The following is a 13,393-nucleotide window of genomic DNA, read 5'->3' on the forward strand; positions in this document are numbered from 1 at the left end:
ACATCACTCCACGTCTTGTCTCTTTACCCTATAGGTTTTATTTTCACAAAACGATCCAAAATAATCAAGATAGCTGGCATTACAACGATACTACTAAATAAAGCTAACAATATATTAATTAATGTCATTAACCCAAAATTACTTAAAATCACAAAGTCCGAAATCAGCAATGCACTAAACCCGCCAACAGTGGTAATCGCTGACGCAAAAATGGCTTTTCCTAATTTTTTATTGGTAATGCGAATCGCCTCAATAGACGCATGCCCATTCCTTCTTTCTTCGTAAAAACGTTCCATCATCAGGATTGTAAACTCGGTTCCAATACCTATAACCAGTGCACCTAGTGTGGCAGTTAATGGAGTATATTTAATACCTAATAAATACATAGCCGCCCCTGACCAGCCTACAATAAAGATAATCGGTAATAACGGGATAAAAGCTTTTACAGGATGACGATAGATAGCTAATAATCCTAAGAAAACGAGCGCCATACCTAGCAGTGTCATTTTATATCGTCCTGTTGTTAGAGCGGATATCATTTCTACATCCAATACCGCTTTACCCGTAATGGTTGTTTCTAACGTGGACAAACTTTCTTCTGAAAGATATTCGTTTAACAAATCAATAAAGTCTTCTAACGGTTCAGCCTCTAAATGCTTAATACCTACAGTAATGACACCTTTTGTTTCCTCATCATTAATTAACAATTTGCGTTGTTTATCTAATAGATCATTTATCTGTTCCTCCAAATCAGATCCAGAAGGAAGCTCATCCTCATTCATCTGTTTTAGTACACTCGTAATTGATTTTGTATCCACAACTACCTCTTCAAATTCAATGTCTAAGGATTCTGTTATCGAATCAACCCACTCCAACGTAGCTTGATCCAAAATATTTTCTCCTTCGTATACAATTGAAACCTGGTCCGTTGTCCCAAGAATATCTCTAAGTTTATGAATATCTTTTAATTCTTGCGTATCCTGTGGCATAAACGTTTCGACATCGGTTTCTACTCCTGCACCTAAATCAACCCATATCCCTAGTCCCGCCGTGATCAGAGCGATTAAAAGAATTACCCATCTAAAAAAGACTAATTTTTTCGTAAAAAAATCCAGGAACCTTTCAAATATAGATACTTCGGTGGAAGCCTTCTTCTGTCTAACTCTTGTATCTTTCATAAAAAAATAATCTCTTGTAAATAAGATAGGAATTAAAATCAATACTCCAACAAAGAAACTAACGATCATTCCTACAGTCAGCATTTTCCCAAAGTCCTGAATCATCGGTACAGGGGAAGTATATAAGGCGATAAATCCAAGGGATGTTGCAACCAATGCAGTTAAAACCGCTGGCAACATTTTGACAACCGTTTGATTTAAGCTTTTCTTTGCTCGATCTTCTAGGGGTTTATTCATTGTTTGTGTCTCCTTCCATCATTTCCTCCGTGTATCGACTTTGGAACTGGATGGCATAATCAATGCCAAGTCCGATCAAAATAGGGAAAACAGCCATCGACACCATTGTGATTGGTATCCCCGTCCAGCCCATTAAGCCGACTGTACCAACTAATGCTACTAAAATAATGACAAGAGGAAGGATTCGCCATTTTACTTTAAAGACGAGAGATAACACAACAATCATGAAAAGGATCGAGAGCATCATCATCTTTTGCATGCTTTCCTTCATGGACGTCCGAATCGAATCATCAAGTACGGGTTTACCTGAGACCATTGTTTCTGTCTTATCTAAAGACTCGCTTTCCAGATAGGATTGAATCGAAGCAACAATTTCACTTTTCGCTTCATCACTAACTCCACCTTCAAATTTGATCACCATGGTCATGTATCGATCATCGATAATAAGTTCACTAAACATATCTCTGAGCTTCCCATCTTCATAGACCATGTACTCTAGTGTATCTTGACTTTGAGGTAGGCCTGGTTTCATTGTATCGGAATAGGTAAGCATCGTATTTAGGTTTTCACTTATCGAGGTTAGATTTTCACCCATTTCCTTCAAACCATCACCAAGCTCCTGCATATCTGATAATTGTTCAGCCTGTTTATCTTTTAAACCTGAAATCTTATCTTTTTGCTGGTTTAATCCTGCTTCCATTCCTTGAAGACCATTGATCGTTTGAGTAGTTACGTTTGGAAGGGCTGATGACTTTTCGGACGTTTCGACCATTTTTGCTGAAAGCTGGTTCAGGTTAATCCCTATTTGTTTTAACTGCATCCCTTGTTGTTTTTGTTGTGGGTCGGAAGCATTAAATTGCCCGGCCACTTGTTCAAGTTTTATGGAAATATCATTTATTTGTTTTCCAAACTTCCTGTACCCATTCACTAAATTCGTTGTACCTTTTTTTAATTTTTCCTGACCTTTAACCATTTTTGAAAGCCCTTGATTAAGCTCTGTCATCTTTGTATCTATATCTGGAACAGAATTATCACCCTCACTGCTTGCTAAAGTATCCCCTATTTCGATCAGCTTCGAACCCATCTCATCTAATCCATCTATAACTTCTATAATCCCTTCTTGATAGTTTTCAGACTGCTTCTCAGCCATTTGATCCACAATTGCTGCTGGACTGATGATACTGAAAATTTCATCCTTGGATTGAAGGCGATTCTCTAAATCTTTCATATGATTCAAATTGGATACTGTCATTAACTCATCTAGACGATCCGCTTCATACAGAACAATAATGGACTCCCCGCCAAACTCTTCCTCAAGCATTACATTATCTTTGTAAACTTTTGTATCACGGCTCACGAGGGTATCATTCCCTGTTGCCATTCTGACTTGCTGAGCACCTACCGCCAAAAGAAGGATGAGTAAAAATGTAATAAAAATAATCTTGATCGGCATCTTTGATAAAATATTTGAAATTCGTTGAAGAATCTTCATGCTTTTCCTCCTTATAGTGTTTGTTAGTGATAACTAACAACTATAGCAAAAAAACTCGTTATTAACTTACCCTGCCTTTTTCTCCAGATTTACAGGGAAGAAAAACTTTTTCATAAGGATGTTGACTAGCGGTGTTTTGGACATAAACTGTACGAGATATGGACGCAATTGGGACACAATAGGATTTGTAGTAAAAATCAATGATTCCACCTTAATTTGTAACCTTTGAAGTTCATCGGCTTCAGGCTTGCGCTTCTTTTCTATCTCTGACAACTTATTAACCGAATAATCACCTTCGTTAAGGGCTTCATGAATTACTTCTGCAGCCACTATAGAATCAGCTAAAGCCACATTAATTCCTATCACACCAATCGGAGTCATCACATGCGCAGCATCACCAACCAAAACTAATCCATCTGTCGCCCAATGTTCTAATGTCAAGGAAATGACTTGAAGCTTGACAAATTGCTTTGAGTTTTCCACTAGTTCTTTTAATTCCCGAATTTGTTCAATTACAAGGTCTTTAATTTCTCTATAGTTATCTTCCTTTACCCTAGCTTGTTGTTCTTTTGTAAATGTATATCCTATTTGCATTTTATCTGGGTACTTGGGAATCATAAATAAATTATTTTTTCCGGTGAACATATACATTAACTCATGGGGTAAATGAGATGGCCAATCTATTGTGAACCATATTAAATTACTGCGATGATGCTCATTCGTTTCTTTAAATGATGTTTCTTTTCTAATTGTAGATTGTCTTCCATCACTGCCTACCGTCACTTTAGCCAAAATTTCTGCTGGCTCCTTTTCTATGATACCTTTCACTCCAATCACTTGACCGGTTTCATCTTTTAAAAGTGTTTTAATATTAGAGTTGAAATGCATTTTAAAGTTCGGAAATTTTTCTGCCTCTTTTAGTAATGCTTGAATGAATGTTGATTGTGCCATTTGAATGGCATAAGGGTATTCTTTAGAAATGTCATTCATTTTAAATTCCATTATTCTTTTTCCTTTATAATGGATTCCACCTTGTGCTATTTTCTTATGAGGCTGTTCCAGTATATATTCAAGCAGGTCAATCTGATCCAACAGTTGCAGGGTAGATGGCTGAAGAATTTCACCTCGGTAATCTCGTTCAAGATTAGCGAACCTCTCTAAAAGCAATACTTCATGTCCTTGTTTTGCTAATAACAAACCGAGTAAAGCGCCCGATGGCCCTGTGCCTACAATACATACATCTGTTTTAATATTTTTCATATTTATTCCTCCAATCACCAAAAGTAAGTTAGCGTTAACTAACATTAATTGCAAAGAGATTCTTTTATTAACCTTATATACCTAACAATAGAGCTACTCTGTAGCAAATTCCCAGAAATGATAGTGGTTACTAATGTCGATTAAATAAATGTTCGTAATCACTAATACAAAGTAAATGTTAGTGGTTACTAACATTGATTATAAATGAATATTAGTGAGATGTAAACACTACTTTGTTATATATGGACTAATTCATTTTCTTTTTCCTGGCCTTTAAAAAAAGAAAAGATCCAGTTATAGTCATTAAAATTCTAACAAAAAGCAGTAAAACCATTTGGTTTTACTGCTTTTTGTTAGCCCATCCTCTAACTACAGATTCTTCACATTTCCTGGAGCACGTTTACCGTGGTAAATTTATATCCTTCTTTACTTAATGTCTGCAATATTCCCTCAAGTGTTTTAAGCTCTTCACCTGTCTGATCGTACATCGGGTGCAATAGGATGATGGATCCCGGATTTATATTGTTCTTGATGTAATTTATTTTGTCGGTTGAATTGGTGTAATAGGAATCGGGTTCCAGATTCCAGGTGATTGTGTCGATATTTTGCTTGTCCAGATAATAAGGAAGGGTGAGCAGTTTTTTTCCATTAGGCGGCCGAAAGTCCACTTCTCCCTTATAGCCGGCTTTTAGAATTAGGTTATTGGTTTTCTCGATTTCTTCTTTGATAAAGGAAGGAGACTTCAATACCATCCTATTGTGAGAGTATGTGTGATTCCCAATTTGATGACCTGCACGGACGATCATCTGTGCCTCTTCTGGATTTTTTTCGATTTCGTTACCAATCAAGAAGAATGTTGCCTTAGCATCGTACTTCTCTAGTATTGGCAAGATATCTTCTACTTTATTTGTTGGGCCATCATCAAAGGTTATAGCGACAACTTTTTCGTCGGTATCCACTTGGGCTGTCAGTCCGCCGAACAACTGAAATGTTCTTGAATTCATTAATTTATAAGTCCCTAGCAAAAGGAGGAATACGATTATAGTTAGAGTTCCAAAATAGATGATTCTTTTTTTCATAAGTTACCTCTTAATATATTGATTTTTCTCCACGATATCTTCCTCATTCAGCTTGATATTCAAAGCTTCTCCTTAAACAATCCGATCCGCTTTATTTCTTCAAGATGAATCTCAGATAGACCCTCAAGGATATCCATTCCTTTAGCGGTTACATCTACAAAGACACTTCGGCCGTCTTCCGGGTTTTTCCTGCGTGAAACAAGTCCTGATTTTTCACTACGGTCAATCAGGCCAACACATGAATGATGGGTGATTTGCAATCGTTCTGCCAGCTCGCTCGGTGTAGCATAATCCCTTTCCGGGTACCCTTTTATCGCTAGCATCAATTGGTGCTGCTGAGCTGTGATGCCCATATTTTCAGCTGCTGATTCACTGAACTTCTGGAACTTCCTCAATTGGTACCGAAACTCACCAAGGTACTCATATACGTCTTTACTAAGCAAAAATTCCACCTTACTTTCTTATTGATAAATATATCTTAACACGATATAATTAAAATACAAAATATCGTAATACGATATTTCCATCTAAATAAAGGGGTGCTTTTTATGGATCTTTTACATTATCTTTCTCCAAACTCAATTTCTGGCGTCATTTTTTTCATTGCTGGAAGTTTGTTTACTATTTATTTGCACTTAAAAGTATATAAACTTTAATACGGGATTAAATCTATATACAAGAATCTATCTTTTTGAGTAAAATAGTCTTTTGTCACTTTTTCCTCGCCTAATCTATAATGGATGGGGAATGTAAAGTTAGGTCCATCGAACACAAATGAATGGAATTCTCCATTCTCTCCGCAAATATCATGGTCTTTCGGATATTCCATGATAAATTTTCTATCATATACTTTGCCTGCATAGGACGGCTCCAGACTTTCTAAATCAACACATGTTAAAACCGTTTTGAATCCAAGGCCAACAAACTCACGACTTACTTCCTCAACAGGTAAACCCCAGAGAGGAAATATTGGGATTATTCCCGATGCTGATAACATTTTTTCTCGATATTCCCGAACATCCTGAAGATGTATATCGCCAAAAGCGATATGGGTAACTCCATCTTCTCTCATACCAGCAACAGTTTTCCCCATTATTTCTTGATACTTTTCGTCCGGACAGTCCTGAGGAAGCCAGACCTCTCTTAATGGAATGCCTAATGACTCAGACTGGCGCTTCAACAGCTCGTAGCGGACTCCATGAATCGATACGCGATCGAATCCTTCAGTCAGGGTCACGAGCAGTGAATCAACCTCAAACTCAGGATTGTTTTGAATTTTGTATAATGCTAGCGTAGAGTCCTTCCCGCCACTGAATGAGATTGCTATTTTCATTTTAGTCCTCCTATTCCCTGATTCGCCTTTACCCGCCGATGTCATATGCGATAATTACCGCTTCTAATAAAATACCTTCGACTTAATTATACCTGATTACGTACCTTCTGTTACATGCTGGCAAAATGGTCACAAGGGTTCAACATTCTTATTCATATAGTGAAGGATCCACGACAGCCGTATAGATTAAGTAAATGACCATACAGATGGCCATTGTGATGAATCCCCACCCGAGGATCATCTGGTCAACTACTAAATAATTGTTGCATAGCTGATCATCTGCTTGAATATATAACCAGCCCATACCCAGGAATATCACTGTAAAAAATCCAATGGTGTAATTTTTCCGGTTCTTGCTGAGTTTCTTCCAGGAATCTCTTAGAGGTACTCCCGCGAGGAATGGCAAACTGATAAACTTGAATAATTCCACACTATTTACAGTCAACGCTTCATCCATTGTGCGCGGCAGCATCCAATAACCCATTATAATGATAAAAAGAAGGATTCCTGGGATACCCTCTTGATTATATTTTGAAAAGAAATGAGGAAAGCGCTGCTGGAAAAACTGTCCCATGAAAAAGCCGGCAATCACTAGCATAGGCATCTGCATATGCATGTGAATGATCATGACTGATTCCATTAAGTTTGCAACAGGAGGAAGCATTAAACCGATTAAAAGGACAAGCCCGATAAGAAACTGATTCATCATTATTTCCCCCTGTCTGCATCTAGAGTCTCTATCAACTCATCTGCCGCCTCATTTACCTTTGTAAAATCCATTACATCCACTAGCGCTCCTTGCCGGTCCACTAAATAAAACGCTGAATTATGAGCAAAGTTCCCATTTCCATCTGGAATTACAATGACGCCAAACTTCTTCAGTAAGGTATCTAATTGATCCTGGTCCGGAATCCTTGCCATTCTCCAGGTCTCTCCGTCACTTCCGAATAAATCCTTATACTTGTTTAAAGTAGCAGGATCATCTTTGCCTGGATCAAAGCTTATGCTTAAAAAGACAATATCCTTGCCTATATACTCACTGGGAAGCAGATTGTACACCTGCGACATATTTTCCTCTAGTTTTATGCATATAGTGGTGCAGCCTGTATAAATAAAAGTGATAAATACATACTTACCTTCGAATTCAGATATTGAATAGGTCCGACCCTCACTATCCTCAAAGGTTAATTCCGGAAACTGGGGCTGTTCCTCAACCAGCTTTGTCACTCTTGCTGTCTCTGCTGTATAAGCAGTGAATCCGTCTGTTCCTGTATAAAATAAAAACAGTCCAAACACCAATACAACTATACAAGAAACGGTCGTTTGCCGATTTTTGATCAAATTGATCACATCCCATTTTTTCAGTGATGATTCCTCTATAGATCCCGATTTCACATAGCTGATTTGAAAGAGATAGCCCTGAATCAGGAGCTATCTCTTTGTTTACTTTTAAAAAGGTAAGAAAGTTATTGAACCAACATTAGTGTCCAGCTCCAGCGCCTAGCCCCTCGATCGTTTCGGACCGCCCAATGAAGTCAAAGAACGACTTCACCGGTCGGCCCTCCGTGGCACACGATGTGCTAGACCCGCCAGCCACAGGACGTCGCTTTCTTAGGCGGGCAACGCTTGTCGGGGCTGAACAAGGCGCTTGCGCTTTTCTTTTTACCAAGTTCTAAATGGCGGCGAGCCAGGAGGTGCATTCATAATCATGTCTGCGATTGGCAGGACATATGCCATTGAAACAACCAATAGCATGAGCACCACCCAGATTCCCCAGCGCTCTGTCCAGTATGGAGTTTTCGCTGCTCCTGCTTCCTCTTCTGCAATTGGAAACTCTGTTACTCCCTTTGGAGCAAAAAACATGAGATTGAAAACCGCATAAACTTGCATGATGACGGCGACTAGCAATAAACTTGCTCCAATGCCTACTGCAACCATATATGGATTCCATCCAAGCGTTTCTGCAAAATTTCCATAGGTTGTGAATGAAGTTCTTCGCGGAGAACCGAAAAGACCCACGATATGCATGGAAATCGCCATGATCACCATCCCTAAAGTCCATATGGCGGTTTGAATCACTCCCAATCTATTCATGCCGGGAGTCAACACCCGTTTTGAAAGGTATGGAACCAGCCAGTAACTGATGCCGAAGAAGGTCATGATGACAGACATACCAAGCGTTATGTGGAAATGACCTACGACCCACATCGTATTGTGTACAACCTGGTCTAATTGGTTCGTACTTTGTGCAATTCCGCCAGCTCCAGCGGGAATGAATGCTACCATGGCGATAAACGGTGACAGGAATCGCACATCGCCCCATGGCATCTTTTTATACCAGCCAACTAAACCTTTTCCGCCTTTCGCTCTTGCCGTACGTTCAAAAACCCTGAACATCGCGTACGCGGTCATTAAAGAAGGAAATCCGATTGCAAGGCTCATGAAAACGTGCATATATTTGATGGACTCGGAAATACCCGGGTCAATGATCTGATGGTGAAATCCGCCGGTAATGTTCATGATCACTAACGGAATGACAACCATACGAGTTAAAAGATCATTCCAGCGGTTTCCGCCGATTATTTTTGGAACGATTACATACCATGCTGATACAGCTGTCAGATACCAAATGTTAACGGCAGTATGGCCAAATGCCCAGAAAAGTGTACGCGCCAGCAATACGTTTATGCCGTCAGTCCAGCCAAGTGTCCATGGAATGATCATGAAAAGGACTTCTACTGCAACAAAAGCTGTTGCGCCGACTAACAGGACAAAGACACCAGTTGCAAAGAAGGCGAGTATCGGGAGATGTTGCCCCTTGTGGTTCCTTCTCCAGTTCGCTACCTGTGTAAATGCTCCCAAGGAAAGCATCCAGATGCCCAATACAATGAACACTAAGCCAAAGTAAAACATTGGCGATGCAGCCATTGGCGGGTAGAAGGTATACATGACGGATGCTTCATTCTTTAAAATCGGAATGACGACCAAAACAAATCCGAAAATCTTCATCCAAAAGCCGATCCATGCCATTTTCCTTACTTTAGGCAGCAACCCTCCCAGTGTGTGTGAGAGTCCGGCATAAAAATATCCGATCGTGAAAAACGCGGACAATACAACAACTAACAGGATTCCATGGGCCGTCAGCACCTGATAATAATTAAGCCATGGAGGCAATTGCAGGACACCTGCACGATTCAGCCCTTGAAGCAATCCAAGAAAGCCGCCGAGCAGCAAGGCGATAAATGCGACAGATAAGTATGATTTCGAAATCCTGGCATCTTCCTGACTGATTCCTAATATTTGATTGGTTTTTTGGTTAAATGAAGTTGCTTTTACTGCAGACTGCACATTCTTTCCCCCTTTTTATTTTACGATGATTTTGGTGCTCATGGCCTGGTGCCCGGCACCGCAATACTCATTGCATAACACCAAATATTCCCCTGGTTCATCAAACTTTTGAGATATTTTTTGGATATGTCCCGGCATGACCATTGCGTTCAAATTCGTATTTGCAACCTGGAAACCATGAACAACGTCTTTTGACGTTAACGTGAAATGGACGGTTGAACCAGCAGGTACTTCGATTTCCATCGGTGTAAAACTAAATACCTGAAGCGTCATGACGACTTCATACTCATTTTCACCGATTTGTTTTATTCCCGGCTCATCAAACGGAGCTGTTTCATCGACCTTTTGCGGATCAATCGTTTCTTTATGGCTTGGGGGCCCCATTCCCAATGCCACTGCCTGGTACCCAGTAAAAATCATGAAACCCATGATCATTCCAAAACTTAAAAACAGCCAGATTTTTTCATCTAAATGCATCTTTTTCGCTCCCCCTTCTATACTCTTGCCATATAGAGTCCAAATAGAATAAAGTACGTAGCAAGAATAACTGCTCCTACTACTCCAACTGATATCCAGGTTCCTACCTTCGATTTGTCGTCACTGGTAACCTCTACGATTTCATCCTGAATTTCTGCCCTTGCCTTTCCGTCTGTCACTTTCAACCAAATCCCCTCCTTTGATTTCTTACCTTCATCTTAATTGCGAATGATTATCAATGTAGTGAGTCATATCACATATAAAACCCCTGGGAGTACTAGAAATTTATCTTTTTTTTGAAGTGCTTTTTTTCCAAAACAACAAAAAACCCTCGCTTTCATGCCACGAGGGTTTTCCATCATTTTCAGTATCATGCGTTGACATTCTATTAGTCAGTTTTAAGAATTAATCAATTAATCCCGCTTCCAAAAGGTACTCCCGAGCAGTCTCCTCAGCCGACTTCCCTTCTACATTCACCTGGTAATTCATTTTCCGCATTTCATCATCTGTGATTTTACCGGCTAGCTTGTTGAGTGCCTTAACGATTTCCGGATATTTCTTTGCTGTTTCTGCTCTCATAAGCGGGGCTCCCTGATATGGAGGGAATAAGTTTTTATCATCTTCAAGCACGACGAGTTTGTATCGCTGGAGTTCACTGTCGGTTGAGTAGGCATCTACAAGGTTTATTTCGCCATTTTTGACCGCTCGATATCTTAGTTTTGGCTCCATTGTGATCAGGCTTGGAAGCTTTAGTCCGTAGAGCTTTTTGATTCCTTTGTAACCATCTTCTCTATCTGAAAATTCTAGTGTGAAACCTGCCTTTAGCGAGGATTCAATCGCTTTTAAATCGGAAATGGTTTTCAAGCCATTTTCAATTGCCAGCTGTTTTGGAACAGCTAAAGCATAGGTGTTGTTATAGTCCATAGGCTGAAGCATTTCCATCTCGAACTCTTTTTTCATCCCTTCTTTTGCCTGCTGGTATACTTCTTCCCGGCTTGTGCTACTGGCCGTTTCTTTTAAAAATTCCGAAATGGCCGTGCCGGTAAATTCGGGATAGATGTCAATATTGCCGTTTTCCAATGCTGTAAAAACAAATGAAGTCTTCCCCAGCCCTGGTTTCAACTGAACAGAATGATCTGTTTCTTCTTCAATCAGAAGTTTATACATATTGATTAAAATTTCTGGTTCGGAACCCAGCTTTCCTCCAATGACGATTTCTTCTTCATTTTTTCCGCCTAAAAATGGAATGACCATTATTAAAAGGACGGCTAAAGATATGGCACCAATCGTGATAAGAGATTTTTTAAAGGACACCGTTTCGAACCTTCTAAGCACCAGGTCGAACAGGATGGCAAGCAAGGCCGCGGGTATTGCGCCAAGTACAATTAAAGCCGTGTTATTCCTGTCGATTCCGAGAAGGATCAGGTCTCCCAACCCTCCTGCTCCTATCAGCGCAGCAATCGTCGCTGTTCCGACAATCAAGACCATAGCTGTCCTGATTCCAGCCATAATGACAGGCATTGCCAAAGGGAGTTCGACTTTCATCAGGCGTCGCTTGCTGTTCATTCCCATTGCACGGGAAGCTTCAATCAGCGAAGGATCCACCTCATTGATTCCTGTATATGTATTTCTTAATATCGGCAGCAGCGCATATACCACGAGGGCGATGATGGCAGGGACTTTCCCTATTCCGAATAGCGGTATCAATAGACCAAGTAATGCAAGCGAAGGGATCGTTTGCAGAACAGCTGTTACCCCAATGATTCCCTCCGATATTTGCTTCTTTCTGGTAAGATAGATTCCCAAAGGTATGGCAATTAGGACAGCGAAAAACAGTGCTATAAATGAAATTTGGATATGTTCCAGAAGAGAACTTAAAAGATCGTCCTTTCTTTCTATAAACGTGGAAGTCCAGCTATTCATTTCATCCCCTCCATCTGCCTGGATAAAATTCGAATCATTCCACGCCTGTCTATGGTCCCGATTATTTCATCCATGTCTTCAACCACCAGCTGTTCATGCTCACTCAGTAACGAGAGAATTTCATTTATAGATACTGTCGAGGGAATTACAGGCAGATTGTTCAGTTCATCAGCGGCTAACGGTTGGATCGCTTCCCGCACATCTACCGTTGTTCTGTTTCCCTGATCTATCCCTACAAATTCACGGACAAAATCATTTACAGGTTGTTGGATCAGCTCTTCCGGAGTTCCTGTCTGCAAAACTTCTCCATTCTTCATCAGGCAAATCCGTTCTCCGAGCTTTAGTGCTTCACTCATATCATGGGTCACGAATACGATGGTTTTCTTTATGTTCTTTTGTAGTTCGATAAGATCATCCTGAAGCTTCTCCCTGCTCAGGGGATCCAAAGCGCTGAATGGCTCGTCCATTAAAATAATCGGCGGGTTGGCCGCCAGTGCGCGAGCTACACCAATTCGTTGCTGCTGTCCTCCCGATAATTCATGAGGAAGCCTTTTACGGTACGTCTTTGGTTCAAGTCCAACCATATTCAGTAATTCATCTATACGGTGATCAATCTTTTGCTGCTCCCATTTCTTCATTTCCGGGACAACCGCAATATTCTCTTCAATCGTCATATGCGGAAATAGCGCAATTTGCTGAAGGACATATCCAATGTCCCAGCGAAGCTCATGAATATCATAGTCACTGATCATCTTATCCCTGATTTTAATGTAGCCTTCTGTAAGAGGAATCAATCGATTGATCATTTTTAATGTGGTCGTTTTTCCCGAGCCGCTTGGACCGATCAGGACAAGAAATTCCCCTTCATTGATATGTAAATTAAAATTTTTTACCGCATAGGTCCCATCGTCATATTTCTTTGATACATTTTCAAAGCTGATCACTATTTTCACCCCAAAGTCTCTTTTCATCTTTTCTTATAAGATATTTCGAACTCTATGAAGATTTCTTAATATTAGTTAGGCTTTCACGAGAATATAAACTAAATACTATCAAAAGAACAGTC

At 40.0% G+C, this 13,393-nt stretch carries 13 protein-coding genes; all 13 read right to left on the bottom strand.

From position 1 onward, the window contains the following. Nucleotides 1-23 precede the first annotated feature (23 nt). Nucleotides 24-1,415: an efflux RND transporter permease subunit gene (locus AC0VX7_RS19545; RefSeq protein ID WP_475425517.1), complete on the bottom strand. Its 1,392-nt coding sequence runs from the start codon at nt 1,413-1,415 to the stop codon at nt 24-26. Continuing rightward, complete coding sequence (locus AC0VX7_RS19550) at nt 1,408-2,907, bottom strand: MMPL family transporter (protein WP_475425518.1); 1,500 nt, start codon at nt 2,905-2,907, stop codon at nt 1,408-1,410. Before AC0VX7_RS19550 ends, AC0VX7_RS19545 begins: the two co-directional genes overlap by 8 nt. A 66-nt stretch (nt 2,908-2,973) precedes the next feature. Next, a complete protein-coding gene (locus AC0VX7_RS19555) occupies nt 2,974-4,167 on the bottom strand; it encodes an FAD-dependent monooxygenase (RefSeq protein WP_475425519.1) in 1,194 nt (397 codons plus the stop codon). Nucleotides 4,168-4,547: 380 nt separating this feature from the next. After that, nucleotides 4,548-5,246, bottom strand: a complete 699-nt coding sequence (locus tag AC0VX7_RS19560; RefSeq protein WP_475425520.1) for a polysaccharide deacetylase family protein — start codon at nt 5,244-5,246, stop codon at nt 4,548-4,550. 59 nt (nt 5,247-5,305) lie between these two features. Further along, nucleotides 5,306-5,698 carry a MarR family winged helix-turn-helix transcriptional regulator gene (locus AC0VX7_RS19565; protein ID WP_475425521.1) on the bottom strand — a complete coding sequence of 131 codons (393 nt, stop codon included), beginning with the start codon at nt 5,696-5,698 and terminating at the stop codon, nt 5,306-5,308. A gap of 200 nt (nt 5,699-5,898) precedes the next feature. Then, the gene (locus tag AC0VX7_RS19570) at nt 5,899-6,579 is read right to left on the bottom strand and encodes a Dph6-related ATP pyrophosphatase (protein ID WP_475425522.1); all 681 of its coding nucleotides are present in this window, start codon (nt 6,577-6,579) and stop codon (nt 5,899-5,901) included. Between the two features lie 148 nt (nt 6,580-6,727). Beyond that, entirely contained in the window at nt 6,728-7,288 is a 561-nt protein-coding gene (locus tag AC0VX7_RS19575; RefSeq protein WP_475425523.1) for a hypothetical protein, read from the bottom strand. After that, on the bottom strand, nt 7,288-7,920 hold the full coding sequence (locus AC0VX7_RS19580) for an SCO family protein (protein WP_475425524.1): 633 nt from the start codon (nt 7,918-7,920) through the stop codon (nt 7,288-7,290). The genes AC0VX7_RS19575 and AC0VX7_RS19580 overlap by 1 nt, the downstream gene beginning before the upstream one ends. Before the next feature lie 321 nt (nt 7,921-8,241). Then, nucleotides 8,242-9,927, bottom strand: coding sequence for a cbb3-type cytochrome c oxidase subunit I (locus AC0VX7_RS19585; protein ID WP_475425525.1), 1,686 nt, complete (start codon nt 9,925-9,927; stop codon nt 8,242-8,244). A gap of 15 nt (nt 9,928-9,942) precedes the next feature. Then, complete coding sequence (locus tag AC0VX7_RS19590) at nt 9,943-10,404, bottom strand: cytochrome c oxidase subunit II (RefSeq protein WP_023626815.1); 462 nt, start codon at nt 10,402-10,404, stop codon at nt 9,943-9,945. Nucleotides 10,405-10,421: 17 nt separating this feature from the next. Beyond that, complete coding sequence (locus AC0VX7_RS19595) at nt 10,422-10,589, bottom strand: hypothetical protein (RefSeq protein WP_475425526.1); 168 nt, start codon at nt 10,587-10,589, stop codon at nt 10,422-10,424. A 220-nt stretch (nt 10,590-10,809) separates the two neighbouring features. Continuing rightward, complete coding sequence (gene opuFB / locus AC0VX7_RS19600; protein ID WP_475425527.1) at nt 10,810-12,327, bottom strand: osmoprotectant update ABC transporter permease/substrate-binding subunit OpuFB; 1,518 nt, start codon at nt 12,325-12,327, stop codon at nt 10,810-10,812. Then, a complete protein-coding gene (locus AC0VX7_RS19605) occupies nt 12,324-13,271 on the bottom strand; it encodes an ABC transporter ATP-binding protein (RefSeq protein WP_475428204.1) in 948 nt (315 codons plus the stop codon). Before AC0VX7_RS19605 ends, opuFB begins: the two co-directional genes overlap by 4 nt. Between the last annotated feature and the right edge of the window lie 122 nt (nt 13,272-13,393).

Source organism: Mesobacillus sp. QJM3NY_10 (assembly GCF_056173465.1).